Source organism: Streptomyces sp. SAJ15, from assembly GCF_007595705.1.
Classification (GTDB): domain Bacteria; phylum Actinomycetota; class Actinomycetes; order Streptomycetales; family Streptomycetaceae; genus Streptomyces.
This window is the reverse complement of record NZ_NISY01000006.1, coordinates 337,958-357,296: the sequence shown is the minus strand read 5'-3', so window position 1 is coordinate 357,296 and position 19,339 is coordinate 337,958. Positions and strand designations below refer to the sequence as shown.

Sequence of the window (19,339 nt, the reverse complement as noted above, 5' to 3'; positions counted from 1 at the left end):
ACGGTTCTTGATCATTCTTAGGAATCCCCGAGTTCTCGGTCGATGACGTCGAAGAGCTCGTCGACCGACGCACCGTCGAGGTCGTCGTCCACGGCGTCGACGCCCGCTGCCCCGTGTGCACCGGAGGTGGCACCGGCCTGGCTCAACTTCGCGAGCATGGACTGAAGCCGGACCACGGCCCTGGCCCGTGCCAGGTCGTCCTCCGGGAGTGCCGAGAGAGTCGACTCAAGGCGATCGATCTCGGCGGGCAGCGCGTTCTCCGGCGCGCTCTGGTCCGGTGCCAGCTCTGCCATGAGGTGGCGGGCCAGCGCGGCGGGGGACGCGTAGTCGAACAGGGCGGTGGACGGCAGCCGCAGGCCGCTCGCCGTGTTCAGACGGTTGCGCAGTTCCACCGCGGTGAGCGAGTCGAGGCCCATCTCGAAGAAGCCCCGCTCCGCGTCGATCCCCGCCTGAGCCGCGTATCCCAGCACTGTGGCCGTGTGCTTCCGGATCAGGTCGAGCAGCACCGACTCGCGTTCGGCCACGGGAAGAGCGGCCAGGGTCTCGGCGAGCGCCGAGGTCGGCTCGGTGGGACCGTCTTCGGAAGAGCCCTCGACCGTCCGATACAGCTCCCGTACCTCGGCGATCTCACCGAAGAGTGCGCTGGTGCGGGATCCGCTCAGCTCCTTGGCGAACCGCGACCAGTCGACGTCGGTGATCACCGGGCAGGTCTCGGAGCCACTGAGTGCCTGCTCCAGTGCCTTGACGGCGAGCTCCGGGTTCATGGGCGGCAGGCCGAACCGCTCCATACGGCCGCTGACCAGGGCGTTCTCAGCCGCCATACCGGCTTCGGCCCAGGGGCCCCACGCGATCGAGGTCGCCGGCAGCCCCTCAGCCCGCCGCACCTCGGCCAACGCGTCCAGATACGCGTTCGCCGCAGCATAGTTACCCTGCCCCGCACCACCCACCGTCGCCGAGAACGACGAGAACAACACGAACGCCGACAGACCCAGATCACGGGTCAACTCATGCAGATGCCGGGCACCCTCCGCCTTCACCCGAAGCACCGACTCGAACCGCTCCACCGACAGCCCGTCCAGCACACCGTCATCCAACACACCCGCCGCATGCACCACCGCCGTCAACGGCACCTCAGCCGAAACACCGGCCAACAGAGCAGCCACCGCATCACGATCGCCGATGTCACAGGCCACCACCGACAACCGCGCTCCCAACTCGGCCATCTCAGCCCGCAACTCCGCCACACCATCAGCGGCGGGACCACGCCGCGAAGCCAACACCACATGCTCCGCCCCCGCCCGCGCCAACCACCGCGCCACATGCCGACCCACACCACCCGTACCACCGGTCACCAACACCGTCCCCGACGCCTGCCAGGAACCGCCGCCAGACCCCGCGCAACGGACCACACGCCGACCGAACACCCCGGCGGCGCGCAGTGCGACCTCTCCCTCGGCCTCGCCCGCGGCGAGCACACCGGCCAGACGCCCCACCAAACGCGCATCCACCACCTCAGGAAGGTCGATCAAGCCGCCCCACCGCTCAGTTCCCTCGGTGGCAGCGACTCGGCCGAGGCCCCACACCTGGGCCTGGTCGAGGTCGATGACGCGCTCGGAGTCGGTCACCGCGACCGCCCCCCGGGTGACACACCACAACGGAGCCTCGACCCCGGCATCACCGAGCGCCTGGACCAAGCCGAGCGTCAGGGCGAGTCCGGAAGGCACGGACCTGAACACCGCGTCCCGGCTCGAAGCCAGCGCCAGCAGCGAGACCACGCCCGTGAACCCGGCTTCTCCGTCGAGGACGTCACGCAGTCGCTCGGCTATCTGCTCACGGCGAGTCTGATCCACGTCGAGTTCGAGCATCACCGGCTGGGCGCCACTACGCCCCAGACCCGCCACACACTCCCCAACCCAGGCATCACCGGCAAGCCCGGCCGGCACAACCACCAGCCACGCCCCCGACAACACACCGGAAGCATCCGCCACCGGGGACCACGCCACGCGGTACCGCCAGCCATCGACCGTCGACCGCTCACGATCCCGACGACGCCAGGCCGACAAGGCGGGCAACACCGCCGACAGCGGCTCATCCCCCGGCAGGGCCAGCAGATCCGCCAGCTCCGAGGCAGCCCCGCGCTCCACCGCGTCCCAGAAGCCGGAATCAGCCGAGTCCTGTACGTCGAACGAGGTCTCCGACTCGGGCCGGACCGGCTGGACCCAGTAGCGGTCCCGCTGGAAGGCGTAGGTGGGCAGTTCCACCCGCCGAGGACGGGAAGGGGCGAGGTAGGCGGCCCAGTCCACGCTGTGGCCCTGTACGTAGATCCCGGCCAACGCCTCCACCAGAGAGTTGGTTTCGTCGCGGTCCTTACGCAGCACCGGCGCGAACACCATCTCCGGGGCACTGTCCTGGCCCATCGAGGACAACACTCCGTCCGGGCCCAACTCCAGGAAAGCCGTCACACCCTGGGCGGTGAGGTGGGAGACGCCGTCGGCGAACCGCACCGCTTCACGGACGTGCCGCACCCAGTACTCCGGGTCACACACCTCCTGCGCGGTGGCCAGCTCACCGGTCAGGTTCGAGACCAGCGGGATGCGCGGCACCTCGTACGTCAGCCGCTCGACGACCTGCCGGAACTCCGCCAGCATCGGCTCCATCAGCGGGGAGTGGAACGCATGCGACACCCGCAGTCGGCGTACCCGCCGCCCCTCGGCCCGCCACACCCGCTCCAGCTCCGCCACGGCCGCTTCAGCACCGGAAACGACCACGGAGGAGGGCCCGTTGACCGCCGCCACGTCCACCGCAGCCCGCCCGGCCAACGTAGTCCGCACGGACGCCTCGTCAGCCTCCACCGCCAACATCGCACCGCCCTCGGGCAGCGCCTGCATCAACCGACCACGCGCCGCCACCAGAGCACACGCGTCCTCCAGCGACCAGACACCGGCGACATACGCCGCGGCGATCTCACCGATCGAGTGACCGGCCACAAAATCGGGCGTCACACCCCACGACGAGGTCAGCCGGTAAAGCGCCACCTCCAGAGCGAACAGACCACACTGCGTGAACCCCGTCGCGTCCAGAGCATCGCCGTCCTCGAAGACGACCTCACGCAACGGCCGCTCCAGCAACCCATCGAACCCCGCACACACCTCATCGAAAGCCTCAGCGAACACAGGGAACGCCGCGTACAGGTCCCGACCCATACCGGCCCGCTGACTGCCCTGCCCGCGGCTCACCCGCCACCAACGCGGACAACCCACCCGCGAAACCAGCCCCGTCAGCGGCCAACACCACAGCCCGGTGCTCGAACACCGACCGCCCAGCCGCAAGCGACAGCGCCACATCCACAGGCGCGAGGTCGGCACGCTCGCCGACGAACGACACCAGTCGCTCCGCCTGCCCCCGCAACGCGCTCTGCGACCTGCCCGACACCACCCACGGCACCACGGCCGGCGGCGGCGCGACATCCCCAGCCGGCTCCTCATCCTTGACGGGAGCCTGCTCAAGAATCACATGCGCGTTCGTGCCACTGATACCGAACGACGACACACCCGCACGCCGCGGCTGACCACCCTCAGGCCACGCCACCGACTCCGTCAGCAGCTCGACCGAACCCATCGTCCAGTCGACATGCGGCGACGGCTCATCCACATGCAGCGTCCGCGGCAGCACACCGTGCCGCATCGCCAGCACCATCTTCATCACACCGGCGACACCGGCCGCCGCCTGCGTGTGCCCGATGTTCGACTTGATCGACCCCAGCCACAGCGGCCGGCCCTCCGGCCGATCCTGCCCATACGTCGCCAGCAACGCCTGCGCCTCGATCGGATCACCCAACTTCGTACCCGTACCGTGCGCCTCCACCACATCCACATCGGCAGCCGACACCCGGGCATTCGCCAGCGCCGCCCGAATCACCCGCTGCTGCGACGGACCATTCGGCGCGGACAGGCCGTTGCTCGCACCGTCCTGGTTCAGGGCGGAGCCTCGGACCACGGCCAGGACCGGGTGTCCGTTGCGGCGCGCGTCCGACAGGCGCTCCAGCAGGAGCATGCCGACGCCCTCGGCCCAGCCGGTGCCGTCCGCGCCCGCCGCGAACGCCTTGCAGCGGCCGTCCGGAGCGAGGCCCCGCTGACGGCTGAACTCCACGAAGGCGACGGGGCTGGCCATGACCGTCGCCCCGCCGGCGAGAGCGAGCGTGCACTCGCCCTGGCGCAGCGCCTGAGCTGCCCAGTGCAGGGCGACCAGCGACGACGAGCACGCGGTGTCCACGGTCACCGCGGGCCCCTCGAAGCCGAAGGTGTACGAGATGCGGCCCGAGGCGACGCTGCCGGCATTGCCGGTCATCAGGTAACCCTCCGACGCCTCCCCCGCCTGGTGGACCAGGTCGCCGTAGTCGTGGTAGGTCAGGCCGCAGAACACGCCGGTCTGGCTGCCGCGCACGGTCGCCGGGTCGATACCCGCCCGCTCCAGCGCCTCCCACGACGTCTCCAGCAACAACCGCTGCTGCGGATCCATCGCCAACGCCTCACGCGGCGAGATCCCGAAGAACGCCGGATCGAACTCGCCCGCGTCGTAGAGGAAACCGCCCTCGCGGGCGTACGCCGTGCCCTTGTGCTCGGGGTCCGGGTGATACAGCGCCTCCAGGTCCCAGCCACGGTCGGTGGGCAGGCCGGACACCGCGTCGCCGTCGTTGACAAGCAGTTGCCACAGCTCCTCGGGGGTACGTACGCCGCCGGGGAAGCGGCAGCCCATGCCCACGATGGCAATCGGTTCGTCGTTGGGAACGGTCCGTGGCGTCGTCGTCGCCAGGTTCGGGGCGGCGGCCCGCTGCTCGCCGTCCGTCTGGTCCGAGCCCAGCAGCTCGCCGGCGATGTGGCGGGCGGCAGCGGCCGGGGTCGGGTAGTCGAACACGAGCGTGGCCGAGAGCCGCAGGCCGGTCGCCGCGTTCAGGCGGTTCCGGAGTTCGACCGCCGTGAGCGAGTCGAACCCGAGGTCCTTGAAGGCACGCTCGGCCGCGACCGCGTCCGTGTGGCCCAGGACGGCCGCCACGCTCTCGGCCACCAGCTCCAGCAGTACCTCCTGGCGCTCGTCCGGCGTGAGGCCGACGAGGCGCCGCACGAGGGCGGGGGTTCCGTCGTCGGCGGCGGCCGACTCGACGACCCGGCGGACCGGGGCTCCGATGAGGTGCCGCAGGATCGGGGGTACGGTCCCGGGCCGCGCGTTGGCGCGCAGCACGGCGACGTCCATGCGCGTCGGCACGAGGAGGAACTCGTCCGTCGTGGGCGCCGCGTCGAACAGCGCCAGTCCCTCGTCGGCGTGCAGTGGCGTCATGCCGAAGCGGGCCATGCGGGCCATGTCGACATCACCCAGGTGGCCGGTCATCTCGCTACGTTCGGCCCAGAAACCCCAGGCCAACGAGATCGCCGGCAGGCCGTGCGCCCGCCGGTGCGCCGCCAGGCCGTCCAGGAACATGTTGGCCGCGGCGTAGTTGCCCTGGCCGGCGGCGCCGAACGTCGCGGCCGCGGAGGAGAACAGGACGAAGGCCGTCAGCCCCAGGTCCCGGGTCAACTCGTGCAGATGCACGGCGGCGTCCACCTTGGGCCGCAGCACGGCGTCCAACCGTTCCGGCGTCTGCGACTCGATGAGGCCGTCGTCCAGGACACCCGCCGCGTGTACCACGCCGCGCAGTGGGCGGTGCACGGGAATCCGTGCCAGCAGGCCGGCCAGCGCGTCGCGGTCCGTCACGTCACACGCCTCGAACATCACCGCGGCACCCAACGCGCCGAGTTCTGCTTCGAGTTCGGTCGCGCCGGACACATCGCGCCCGCGTCGTGAGGCCAGGACCACGCTCCTGACCCCGTGTTCGGCGACCAGGTGCCGCGCCACCAGTCGGCCCAGCACACCGCTCGCGCCGGTGATCAGCACGGACCCGTCGGCGTCCCACACGGCCGGCGCTGTGCGGACGGCAGGGACCATCGCCCTGGCCAGGCGCGGGATGTACACCCGCCCCTCGCGTACGGCGACCTGCGACTCCCCACCGGCGAGTACCGCCTCGAGCGCGGCGCCGGACACGTCATTCCCATCCAGGTCGAGCAGGACGAACCGGTCCGGGTGCTCGGCCTGCGCCGAGCGCACCAGACCCCACACGGCCGCCGCCGCCAGATCGGTCACGTCCTCCCCGGCATCGGCGGACACCGCGCCCCGGGTCACCACGACCAACCGCGAACCGGCGAACCGCTCCTCCGCCAGCCACTCCTGCAACGCCTCCAAGGCACGGTGTGTCGCCAAGCGCACACCCACCGGATCGACGACGCACCCACCGGGGCGGGAGCCGGAGAGGAACGGCAGCAACAAGCACGGGGGCGCGGCCTCGCCGGACATCGCCGCGTCACGGATACCGGCGTACACATCGATGTGCTGGTCGGCGTCCGCGAACAGACGGCGAAGCTCGGCCGCGTCGGGACCGACGACCGCAAGGCGGGCTCCGTCGTCCTCCACCGCGGCCATGGAGGCGGCCGGGAGAGCCGCCCACTCCACGTGGAACAGCGACTCGTACGGCACCCGTTCCCGACCGGTCACGTCGTCCGGTGTGAAGCTCCGGGTCGTCACGGTCTCCACGGTGGCCACCACCTGGCCGGACTCGTCGGCCAACAGCACCACGACACCGTCCCCGACCCCCGGCGAGAGACGCACGCGCAGTGTGGTCGCACCGGTTGCGTACAGGGACACGCCGCTCCACGCGTGTGGGAGCGCGACCGTGCCCTCGGCAATGTCGGCCGTCCTTCCCGCTGCGGCGTGGAGAGCGGCGTCCAGCAGCGCCGGGTGCAGGCCATAGCGCCCGGCGTCCGCGCGCTGCTCCTCCGGCAGCGTCACCTCGGCGAAGATCTCCTCACCCCGGCGCCACGCCTGGCGCAGCCCCTGGAACGCGGAGCCGCGGACGAGGCCGACACCTTCCTCGCCGTCGTCGTACAGCGCCGCCGCGTCGATCTGGTCGGCGTCAGCCGGAGGCCACTGGCCGAGCGCACGTGCCGTCTCCGAACCCACCGGCGCCCCCATCGCCAGCACACCACGGGCATGCAGGGTCCACGGGAGATCCGCCGCGCCCTCCTCGTGGCGCGAGTAGACCCTCACCGTACGGCGGCCGGAATCGTCCGGTCCGCTCACCGTGAGCTGGAGCTGGACCGCCCCACTGTCTGGCAGCGCCAGCGGCGCTTGAGGCATCAGCTCGTCCAACCGGTCGCAACCGACCGCGTCACCCGCTCGCAGCGCCAACTCGACGAAGACGGAGGCCGGGAGCACCGCCTTGCCGTGGAGAACGTGATCCGCGAGCCAGGGGTGCGACCGCATCGCGAGTCGCCCGGTGAAGAGGTGTCCGCCGGAATCCGGCAGAGTGACGGCCGCGCCGAGCAACGGGTGATCGGCGGACGAGAGACCGAGCGATGTGACGTCTCCCTGGCGGGCGGTGGACGGCTCGATCCAGTAGCGCTGGTGCTGGAAGGCGTAGGTGGGGAGGTCGACGCGAGTGGCGCCCGTGCCCTCGAACACTCCGGCCCAGTCGACAGCCGCGCCACCGACGAACGCCTCCGCCACCGAGACCACGAAGCGTTCCAGTCCACCCTCATCGCGGCGCAGCGACCCGACCGCGGTGACCGGGGTGTTGGTGTGCGTCTCGGCGGTCTGCTCGATGCCCATCGTGAGCACCGGGTGCGCGCTGGACTCGATGAAGAGGCGGAAGCCGTCGTCGAGCAGGGCACGGACGGTGTCGGCGAAGCGGACCGTCTGGCGCAGGTTGCGATACCAGTAGCCCGCGTCCAAGCCGGTGGTGTCCAGGACCTCAGTGGTCACCGTCGAGTAGAAGGGCACCGACGCGGCTCGGGGAGCGATGTCCGCCAGGTCGCGCAGGAGAACGTCCTCGATCTCCTCCACGTGCGCGCAGTGGGAGGCGTAGTCCACCGCGACCCGGCGAGCCCGCACCCCCTCGGCCTCACACGCAGCGAGCAGCTCGTCCAGAGCGTCGGCGTCACCGGACACGACCACCACGGCCGGGCCGTTGACCGCCGCGACCGCCAGACGACCCTCCCAAGCCCCCAGACGCTCCTGAACTTCTTCCACGCCGAGCGAGACGGACACCATGCCGCCACGCCCGGACAACGCCCGAATGGCCTTACTCCGCAGAGCCACCACCTTCGCCGCGTCCTCAAGCGACAACGCACCCGCCACAGCAGCGGCAGCGATCTCACCCTGCGAGTGACCGATCACCGCGGCCGGCTCGACACCGTACGACCGCCACACCTCGGCCAGGGAGACCATCACCGCCCACAGCACGGGCTGCACGACATCGACCCGCTCCAGCCATGCCTCGCTCTCGGTGTCCCGCAGGATGTCCGTCAGCGACCAGTCCACGTACGGCGACAGGGCGGCAGCGCACTCACCGATCCGCTGAGCGAACACCGGCGACGAATCCAACAGCTCAGCCGCCATACCGACCCACTGCGAGCCCTGACCAGGGAAGACGAACACGGCACGCCCATCCGAGCCGCCGGCACTCCCCCGCACCACACCCGCGGCCTCACGGCCCTCGGCCAGCGCCTCCAGCCCGCCGGCCAGACCGCCCAGCGTGGTTCCGACCACCACAGCCCGATGCTCGAACACCGAACGTCCAGTCACCAGTGACGACGCCACGCCCGCAGCCCCGAGCTCCGGACGTTCCGGACGCTCCCCGAGGAACGAGGCCAGTCGTTCGGCCTGCGCCCTCAGCGCGGCCTCGGACTTCGCCGACACCACCCACGGCACCACCACCGGCGGCACACCCTGCGAAGGCTCCTCCTCCGAAACCGAGGCCGGAGCCTGCTCAAGGATCACGTGCGCGTTCGTGCCGCTGACGCCGAACGCCGACACACCGGCCCGACGGGGCTCCTCGGCCTCCGGCCACGGAGTGGCCTCGGTCAGCAGCCGCAGGCTGCCGGACGACCAGTCGACGTGCGGGGTGGGCTCGTCCACATGCAGCGTCTGCGGCAGCAATCCGTTCCGCATCGCCAGGACCATCTTGATGATCCCGGCGACGCCGGCCGCGGCCTGGGTGTGCCCGATGTTCGACTTGATCGAACCCAGCCACAGTGGCCGGTCCTCCGGCCGGTCCTGGCCGTAGGTCGCCAGCAGCGCCTGCGCCTCGATGGGGTCGCCGAGCTTCGTGCCCGTACCGTGCGCCTCGACCACATCCACCTGGCCGGCGGTGAGCCCAGCACTCGCGAGCGCGGCCCGGATCACCCGCTGCTGCGACGGGCCATTCGGTGCCGTCAGACCGTTGCTCGCACCATCCTGATTGACGGCCGAACCACGCACCACCGCCAGCACCCGGTGACCGTTACGCTCCGCGTCCGACAACCGCTCCAACAGGAGCAGGCCGACGCCCTCACCCCACCCGGTGCCGTCCGCGCCCGCCGCGAACGCCTTGCAACGACCGTCCGGAGCGAGACCCCGCTGACGGCTGAACTCCACGAAACCACGCGGCGAGACCATCAGCGAGACACCGCCGACGATCGCGCGGGAGCACTCGCCCTGACGCAGGGACTGCGCAGCCAGGTGCAGCGCGACCAGGGACGACGAGCACGCGGTGTCCACACTGACCGCGGGGCCTTCGAGGCCGAACGTGTACGAGATACGCCCCGATACGACACTGGCCGCGTTACCGGTGGCGACATAGCCCTCGGTCACGTTCGGGCCCTGGTCGACGAGGGAGACATACTCCTGGCCGTTGGTGCCGATGAACACACCCGTCCGGCTGCCGCGCACGGACTCGGGGTCGACCCCGGCCCGCTCCCACAGCTCCCAGGCGGTCTCAAGCAGCAGCCGCTGCTGCGGGTCCATCGCCAGCGCCTCACGCGGCGAGATGCCGAAGAAGTCGGCGTCGAATCCGCTCACTTCGGAGAGGAAGGCGCCTTCGCGGACGTAGCTCTTGCCGAGCGCGTCCGGGTCGGCGTCGTACAGGCCGTCGAGATCCCAGCCGCGGTCCGTCGGGAAGTCGGAGATGGCGTCCTTGCCGACGGCGAGCAGATCCCACAGTTCTTCCGCGGTCCCCACGCCTCCGGGGAAGCGGCAGCTCATCGCGACGATCGCCAGTGGCTCGTCAGCGGCGGCCACCGTCGCGGGGAGCGTCGGGACGGCTTCCTCATCGCGCGAACCGAGCAGCTCGGTGAGCAGGTGGTCGGCCAGCGCGGCCGGCGTGGGGTAGTCGAAGACCAGGGTGGCCGACAGCTGCATGTCAGTGGCTTCGATGAGCCTGTTGCGCAGATTGACGGCTGTCAGGGAGTCGAATCCGATCTCCATGAACGCGCGGGCGGGCGCGATCACATCAGCTCCGGCGTACCCGAGTACGGCGGCCACGTGGGCACGCACGAGTTCCAGCACGACGCGGTGCCGCTCGGCCTCGGGCAGCCCTGCCAGCTTCCGTACGAGAGCGGACGCCCCTTCGGCGTGCGGCGTGTCCACCGGCGTGGTTTCGGCTGCCTCGGTCACTCGGACGACTTCCGGGATTCCGCTGAGCATGCGGGACAGCTGCCGGGCCTCAAAGGTGCCGGCGAAGTGCTTCCAATCGGCGTCGACGACGGCGATGGCGGTGTCGTCCACGACCAGGGCCTGCTCCAGAGCCTTCACCGCAAGGTCCGGGTTCATGGGGAGCATGCCGGTACGCCGGAGAGTACGACTGACCTCGGCACTGCTCACTGCCATGCCGTCTTCGGCCCAGGGGCCCCACGCGATCGAGGTCGCCGGCAGCCCCTCAGCCCGTCAACACACCCGCCGCATGCACCACCGCCGTCAACGGCACCTCAGCCGGAACACCCGCCAACAGAGCAGCCACCGCATCACGATCGCCGATATCACAGGCCACCACCGACAACCGCGCTCCCAACTCCGCGATCTCAGCCCGCAACTCCGCCACACCATCAGCAGCGGGACCACGCCGCGAAGCCAACACCACATGCTCCGCCCCCGCCCGCGCCAACCACCGCGCCACATGCCGACCCACACCACCGGTACCACCGGTCACCAACACCGTCCCCGACGCCTGCCAGGAACCGCCGCCAGACCCCGCGGAACGGACCACACGCCGACCGAACACCCCGGCGGCGCGCAGTGCGACCTCCCCCTCAGCCTCGCCCGAGGCGAGCACACCGGCCAGACGCCCCACCAAACGCGCATCCACCACCTCAGGAAGGTCAACCACACCACCCCAACGACCGGCCAACTCCAAACCAGCCACCCGCCCCAGACCCCACAACTGAGCCTGATCGAGATCCGTCACACGCTCCGAGTCCGTCACCGCGACCGCACCCCGGGTCACACACCACAACGGAGCCTCAACACCGACATCACCCAACGCCTGGACCAAGCCGAGCGTCAGGGCGAGCCCGGCAGGCACGGACCCGAACACAGCGTCCCGACCCGACGCCAACGCGAGGAGCGAGACCACACCCGCGAACCCCGCCTCACCCTCCAACACCCCACGCAGCCGCTCAGCGACCCGCTCACGACCACACTCATCCACGTCGAGTTCCAACGCCACCGGCCGGGCACCACCACGCGCCAGACCCGCCACACACTCACCCACCCACACATCGCCAGCGAGCCCGGCCGGCACAACCACCAACCACGCCCCCGACAACACACCAGAAACCCCAACCAACGGCGACCACGCCACCCGATAACGCCAACCGTCGACCGTCGACCGCTCACGACCCCGACGACGCCAGGCCGACAACGCGGGCAACACCGCCGACAGCGACTCATCCCCCGGCAACGCCAGCAGATCCGCCAGCCCCGACACATCCCCACGCTCCACCGCGTCCCAGAAACCGGAATCAACCGTCTCGGGGATGTCATCGCCGGTCTGCGCGGCCGATCCCATCCAGTACCGGTCCCGCTGGAAGGCGTAGGTGGGCAGGTCCACCCGCCGAGGACGGGAAGGGGCGAGGTAAGCGGCCCAGTCCACACTGTGGCCCTGGACGTAGATTCCGGCCAGCGCCTCCACCAGAGAGGTGGTTTCGTCGCGATCCTTGCGCAGCACCGGGGCGAACAACGTCTCCGGGGCACTGTCCTGGCCCATCGAGGACAGGACGCCGTCCGGGCCCAGCTCCAGACAAGCCGTCACACCGTGGGTGGTGAGGTCGGAGATGCCATCGGCGAAGCGGACCGCTTCACGGACGTGCCGCACCCAGTACTCCGGGTCACACACCTCCTGCGCGGTGGCCAGCTCTCCGGTCAGGTTCGAGACCAACGGGATCCGCGGCACCTCGTACGACAACCCCTCGACGACCTGCCGGAACTCCGCCAGCATCGGCTCCATCAACGGGGAGTGGAAGGCGTGCGACACCCGCAGCTTCCGTGTCCTCACACCCCGCTGCTCCAGCCGCTCCACCACAACGGCCACCGCGGCCTCAGCGCCCGAGATCACCACGGACGACGGACCGTTGACCGCCGCCACACCCACCTCACCGTGGCCTTCCACCAACGGCAGAACATCGGCTTCCGACGCCCGCACCGACACCATCACACCACCCGAAGGCAGCGCCTGCATCAACCGACCACGCGCCGCCACCAGAGCACACGCGTCCTCCAGCGACCACACCCCCGCCACATACGCCGCAGCGATCTCACCGATCGAGTGACCGGCCACAAAATCGGGCGTCACACCCCACGACGACGTCAGCCGGTAAAGCGCCACCTCCAGAGCGAACAGACCACACTGCGTGAACCCCGTCGCGTCCAAAGCATCGCCACCCTCGAAGACGACCCCACGCAACGGCCGCTCCAGCAACCCATCAAACCCCGCACACACCTCATCGAAAGCCTCAGCGAACACAGGGAAAGCCGCATACAACTCCCGACCCATACCAGCCCGCTGACTACCCTGCCCCGAGAACAGCACCGCCAACTTCCCCGGCACCACCTGCCCCCGCACCACACCAGCAGCCGGCTCACCCGCCACCAACGCGGACAACCCACCCGCGAAACCAGCCCCGTCAGCGGCCAACACCACAGCCCGGTGCTCAAACACCGACCGCCCAGCCGCAAGCGACAGCGCCACATCCACAGGCGCGAGGTCGGAACGCTCGCCGACGAACGACACCAGTCGCTCCGCCTGCCCCCGCAACGCGCTCTCCGACCGGCCGGACACCACCCACGGCACCACGGCCGGCGGCGCGGCATCCCCGGCCGGCTCCTCATCCGTGACGGGAGCCTGCTCAAGAATCACATGCGCGTTCGTGCCACTGATACCGAAAGACGACACACCCGCCCGCCGCGGCTGACCACCCTCAGGCCACGCCACCGACTCCGTCAGCAGCTCACGGCGACGGCTCATCCACATGCAGCGTCCGCGGCAGCACACCGTGCCGCATCGCCAGCACCATCTTCATCACACCCGCGACACCGGCCGCCGCCTGGGTGTGCCCGATGTTCGACTTGACCGAGCCCAGCCACAGCGGCTGGCCCTCCGGCCGATCCTGCCCATACGTCGCCAGCAACGCCTGCGCCTCGATCGGATCACCCAACTTCGTACCCGTACCGTGCGCCTCCACCACATCCACATCGGCAGCCGACACCCGGGCATTCGCCAGCGCCGCCCGAATCACCCGCTGCTGCGACGGACCATTCGGCGCCGTCAGACCATTGCTCGCACCATCCTGGTTGACAGCCGAACCACGGACCACGGCCAAGACGTGATGGCCATTGCGACGCGCGTCCGACAGGCGCTCCAGCAGCAGCACGCCGATGCCCTCGGCGAGTCCCATGCCGTCGGCCCCCGCCGCGAACGCCTTGCAGCGGCCGTCGGCGGCGAGCCCGCGCTGCCGGCTGAAAGCGATGAACGCGCTGGGGTTGGGCATGACCGCGACACCACCGGCCAAGGCGAGCGTGCACTCGCCCTGGCGCAGTGACTGCACCGCCAGGTGCAGGGCGACCAGCGACGACGAGCACGCCGTGTCCACCGTGACGGCGGGACCCTCGAACCCGAAGGAGTAGGCGACGCGACCGGTCACGACGCTGGCCGCGTTGCCCGTCATCAGATGGCCTTCGGAGCCCGCGGGTGCCTCGTGCACGCGCGGCCCGTACTCCTGGTAGTTGTTGCCGATGAAGACGCCGGTGCGGCTGCCGCGCAGGGACGGCGCGGGCACCCCGAGGCGTTCGAATGCCTCCCAGGAGGTTTCCAGAAGCAGCCGCTGCTGGGGATCCATCGCGTCCGCCTCACGCGGCGAGATCCCGAAGAACTCCGGGTCGAACTCGGCGGCGTCGTAGAGGAAACCGCCCTCGCGCGCGTAGGTCTTGCCCGGAGCGTCGGGGTCGGGGTCATAGATGCCCTCGATGTCCCAGCCTCGGTCGGTGGGCAGTCCGCCGATCGCGTCCCCGTCGGACATGATCAGCTGCCACAGCTCTTCCGGGGATGTCACTCCACCGGGGTAGCGGCAACTCATCGCGACGATCGCGACGGGATCGTCGTCGGTCGCGGTCGCCCCGGGGGCGACGGTGCCGGGCAGCAGCGCGACGTCCGCGCCGGCGGCCTCCGCCGCCTCGCCGCCGAAGAGCTGCTCCCGGATGTACTCGCCGAGAACGGCGCTGCTGGGGTAGTCGAAGATCAGGGTGGCGGGGAGCCGCAGCCCCGTGGCCGCGTTCAGCCGGTTGCGCAGTTCCACCGCCGTCAGGGAGTCGAATCCGAGGTCCTTGAAGGCGCGTTCGGAGTCGAGCGTGTCTGATGTGGCGTGCCCCAGGACGGCCGCCACCTGCTCGTGGACGAGGTCGAGGACGGCATGTGTGCGCTCGCCGGCTGTCAGGGCTGCCAGCCGCTGCCGGAGCGGCGAGGCCGCGTCGGTCTCGGAGCCTGCGGCGTCCCGGGGGCTGGCGGCGCTCTCCTGCTGGAGGCGGCGCGCCTCGGGAAGCTCCGCCAGCAGCGGGCTGGGGCGGGCGGAGGTGAAGACCGGGATGAAGCTCTCCCAGTCGATGTCGGCGATCGCCAGGTGCGTCTGGTCGTGGTCGAGTGTCTGCTGGAGCGCGGCGATGCCGAGGTCGACGTCCATGAACCGCAGGCCGCGACGGCGGAGTTGGTCCAGGTCGAGGGCCTCGGGCGCGTTGTCGCCTACCGCCTCCCACACGCCCCAGGCCACCGATGTGGCGGTAAGACCGTTCGCCCGGCGGCGTTCGGCGAGCGCGTCGAGGTAGGCGTTGGCCGCCCCGTAGGCGCCGTGGTCGCCGACGCCCCAGATGGAGGAGACGGACGAGAACAGGACGAACGCGTCGAGCGGGGTGTCGCCCAGGAGCGCGTCGAGGTGCGCCGCGCCCGCGGCCTTGGCGTTCATGACGTCGGCGAACTCGGCCGCCGTCGTCTCGTCCAGCGACGCCAGATCGATGTAGGCGGCGCCATGGATGACGGCGGTGAGGGGGCAGTCCTCCGGGACGGACGCGAGGACGCCCGCCACGGCATCGCGGTCCGCGACGTCGCAAGCGGTGATGGTGACCCGGGTGCCGAGCGCGGCGAGTTCGGTGACCAGGGCGTCCGCGCCGGGCGCGGCGGGCCCGCGGCGGCTTGTCAGGATGAGGTGTTCGGCGCCGTTGCGGGCCAGCCAGCGCGCGAGGTGGGTGCCGAGCGCGCCGGTGCCGCCGGTGACGAGGACCGTGCCCCGGGGCTTCCAGGTACGGCCGGGTCGGCTGTCGCCCAGCGGGGCGGGCTCCAGTCGGCGCAGCATGACCCCGGAGGCACGGACGGCCACCTGGTCCTCGGAGTCGGCGCCCGCCAGGACGCCCGCGAGCCGCGTGCGGGCCCGCCCGTCCAGGGTGGCGGGTAGGTCGACCAGGCCGCCCCAGCTGTCCGGGTACTCCACGGCGGCGACCCGGCCCATGCCCCACACGGTGGCCTGTGCCGGGGCGGTCGGCGCGTCGGCTCCGCCGGTGGACACCGCGCCCCGCGTGGCACACCACAGCCGGGCCCCGGTGCCGAGGTCGCCCAGGGCCTGGATCAGGCTCAGGGTGAGTACCAGGCCGGTGGTGGTGACGGGGTGCTCCGGGTACGGCGTCTCGTCCAGCGCCAGCAGCGTCAGCACACCTGCCGGCGTGCGGTCCGCGGTGACCTCACGCAGCCGCCGCGCCAGTACGGCGCGGTCCGCGTCGGCACCGCCCAGCGAGAGGGTCAGGACGTCGGCGCCGTGCTCTTCGAGCGCCCGCCGTACGTCCGCCACCAGCGGGTCGGCACCGCACGCGTCCGGGGTGACCAGGAGCCACGTCCCCGCGACCGAGGGCACCGCCGTGCCGGTCGTACGACGCCACACGGCACGGTAGCGCCACTCGTCCACGGTCGCCTCGGAGCGCCGCTGCCGACGCCACTGCGCGAGGGCGGGCAGGACGGCGTCGAGCGACTCCTGCTGTTCGACGGATTCGACGCGCAGCGTGGCCGCCAACGCTTCACCGTCCTCCCGCTCGACCGCGTCCCAGAAGATCGCGTCCGTACGGTCACCGGCCGCCATGCCGTGCCCGAGGGGTCCCGACCTCGTGGCCTCCAGCCAGTAGCGCTGGTGCTGGAAGGCGTACGTCGGCAGCTCGACACGCCGAGCCCCCGTCCCCTCGAACAACACCGCCCAGTCGACAGACGCCCCGCCCACGAACGCCTCAGCCACCGACGCGACGAACCGCTCCAGACCACCCTCGTCACGACGCAGCGAACCCACGGCAGTGACCGGGGCGTTGGTGTGGGCTTCGGCGGTCTGCTCGACGCCCATCGTCAGCACCGGGTGCGCGCTGGACTCGATGAACAGGCGGAAGCCGTCGTCGAGCAGGGCACACACGGTGTCGGCGAAACGGACGGTCTGGCGGAGATTGCGGTACCAGTAGCCCGCGTCCAAGCCGGCGGTGTCCAACGCCTCGGCGGTCACCGTCGAGTAGAACGGGACGGTCGCCGCCCGCGGCTCGATCCCCGCCAGCTCCCGCAGGAGAACGTCCTCGATCTCCTCCACATGCGCGCAGTGCGAGGCGTAGTCCACCGCGACCCGGCGAGCCCGCACCCCCTCCGCCTCACACGCGGCCAGCAGCTCGTCCAGGGCATCGGCGTCACCGGACACCACGACCACGGCCGGGCCGTTGACCGCCGCGACCGCAAGGCGACCCTCCCAAGCCGCCAGACGCTCCTGAACATCCTCGATGTCGAGGGAGACGGAGACCATGCCACCGCGCCCGGACAACGCCCGAATGGCCTTGCTCCGCAACGCCACCACCTTCGCGGCGTCCTCGAGCGACAACGCACCCGCCACAGCGGCAGCGGCGATCTCACCCTGCGAATGACCGATCACCGCAGCCGGCTCGACACCGTACGACCGCCACACCTCCGCCAGCGAGACCATCACCGCCCACAGCACCGGCTGCACGACATCGACCCGCTCCAGCCATGCCTCACCATCGGCGTCCCGCAGGACATCGATCAGCGACCAGTCCACGAACGGCGCCAACGCGGACGCACACTCACCGATCCGCTGAGCGAACACCGGCGACGAATCCAACAGCTCAGCCGCCATGCCGACCCACTGCGAACCCTGACCAGGGAACACGAAGGCGACGCCGGTGCCGCGTCGGACGGTGCCCTCGATGAGGGCGGGGGTGGTGCGGCCGGCGACGTACGACTGGAGCTCCCGTATCGCCGCGGTGCGGTCGGGGGCCAGAACGACGGCGCGGTGGTCGAAGGCGGTCCGGGTGGTGGCGAGGGAGAGGGCTGTGTCGACGCCGGTCGCCTCGGGGTGGGCCTCGGCGTGCTGCAGGAGGCGTGCGGCCTGGGCGCGCAGTGCCGGCGCGGACTTGGCCGACAGCACCCAGGGCAGGGCCGTCGGTGCCGGGGTGGCCGAGGTGGCCTCGTCGGTGTCGGCCTGCGGGGCCGGGGGCTCTTCGACGATGGCGTGGGCGTTGGTTCCGCTGATGCCGAAGGAGGACACGCCGAACCGGCGCGGTTCCTCGCCCTCGGGCCACGGGGTGGCCTCGGTCAGCAGCTCGACGGCTCCGGCCGACCAGTCCACGTGGGGCGACGGCTCGTCCACGTGCAGGGTGCGCGGGAGCACACCGTGCCGCATGGCCAGCACCATCTTCATCAGGCCGGCCACGCCGGCCGCGGCCTGGGTGTGCCCGATGTTGGACTTGACGGACCCGAGCAGCAGCGGCCTGTCGGCGGGGCGTTCGCGGCCGTAGGTGGCCAGGAGGGCCTGGGCCTCGATGGGGTCGCCGAGCTTCGTGCCGGTGCCGTGCGCCTCGACGGCGGCGATCTGGGCGGGGGTGAGTTCGGCGTCCGCGAGAGCGGCGCGGATCACGCGCTGCTGGGAGGGGCCGTTGGGGGCGGACAGTCCGCTGCTCGCGCCGTCCTGGTTGATGGCCGTACCGCGTACGACGGCGAGGACGGGGTGCCCGTTGCGGCGGGCGTCGGACAGGCGCTCCAGGAGGAGCATGCCCGCGCCCTCGGCGGGGGCGAAGCCGTCGGCCGCGGCGGCGAAGGGCTTGCAGCGGCCGTCGGGTGCGAGCCCGCGCTGGCGGCTGAAGCCGATGAAGGTACCCGGGGTGGCCATGACGGTGACGCCGCCGGCGAGAGCCATCTCGCACTCGCCGCGCCGCAGGGCCTGCACGGCGAGGTGCAGGGCGACCAGGGAGGAGGAGCAGGCGGTGTCCACCGTGACGGCGGGGCCCTCCAGGCCCAGGGTGTAGGCGACGCGTCCGGACACCACGCTGATGGCGCTGCCGGTCACGAGGTGGCCCTCGACGCCGTCGGGGGCCTCGTGGACGCGCGGGCCGTAGTCGGGTGCGACGGCGCCGGCGAAGACGCCGGCCTGGCTTCCCTTGAGCGAGGCCGGGTCGATGCCCGCGCGCTCGATGGCCTCCCAGGCGGTCTCCAGCAGCAGTCGCTGCTGCGGGTCCATCGCCGTCGCCTCACGCGGCGAGATGCCGAAGAAGTCGGCGTCGAAGTCGCCGGCCTCGGCGAGGAAGCCTCCGTCGCGGGCGTATGTGGTGCCCGGCCGGTCGGGGTCGGGGTCGTAGACGGCGTCGGTGTCCCAGCCGCGGTCGGCGGGGAACGGGGTGATGGCGTCCTCCTCGCCGTACACCAGGCGCCACAGGTCCTCGGGGGTGCGGACGCCGCCGGGGAAGCGGCAGCCCATCCCCACGATCGCGATCGGCTCGTGTGCCGCCGCCTCCACCTCCTGCAGGCGGTTGCGGGTCTGGTGCAGATCGGCCGTGACCCGCCGGAGGTAACCGAGGAGCTTTTCTTGTTCCGACATCAGGACCTCACGGGCTTGGGAAGCTGGGCGTACAGCGGGAAGGACAGGGG

General features: G+C 71.1%; 1 pseudogene. It reads right to left on the bottom strand.

The window, feature by feature from the left end:
• Nucleotides 1–17: 17 nt before the first annotated feature.
• Nucleotides 18–19,289, bottom strand: a pseudogene (locus tag CD790_RS36880) (type I polyketide synthase); the annotation flags it as partial.
• Nucleotides 19,290–19,339: the final 50 nt, after the last annotated feature.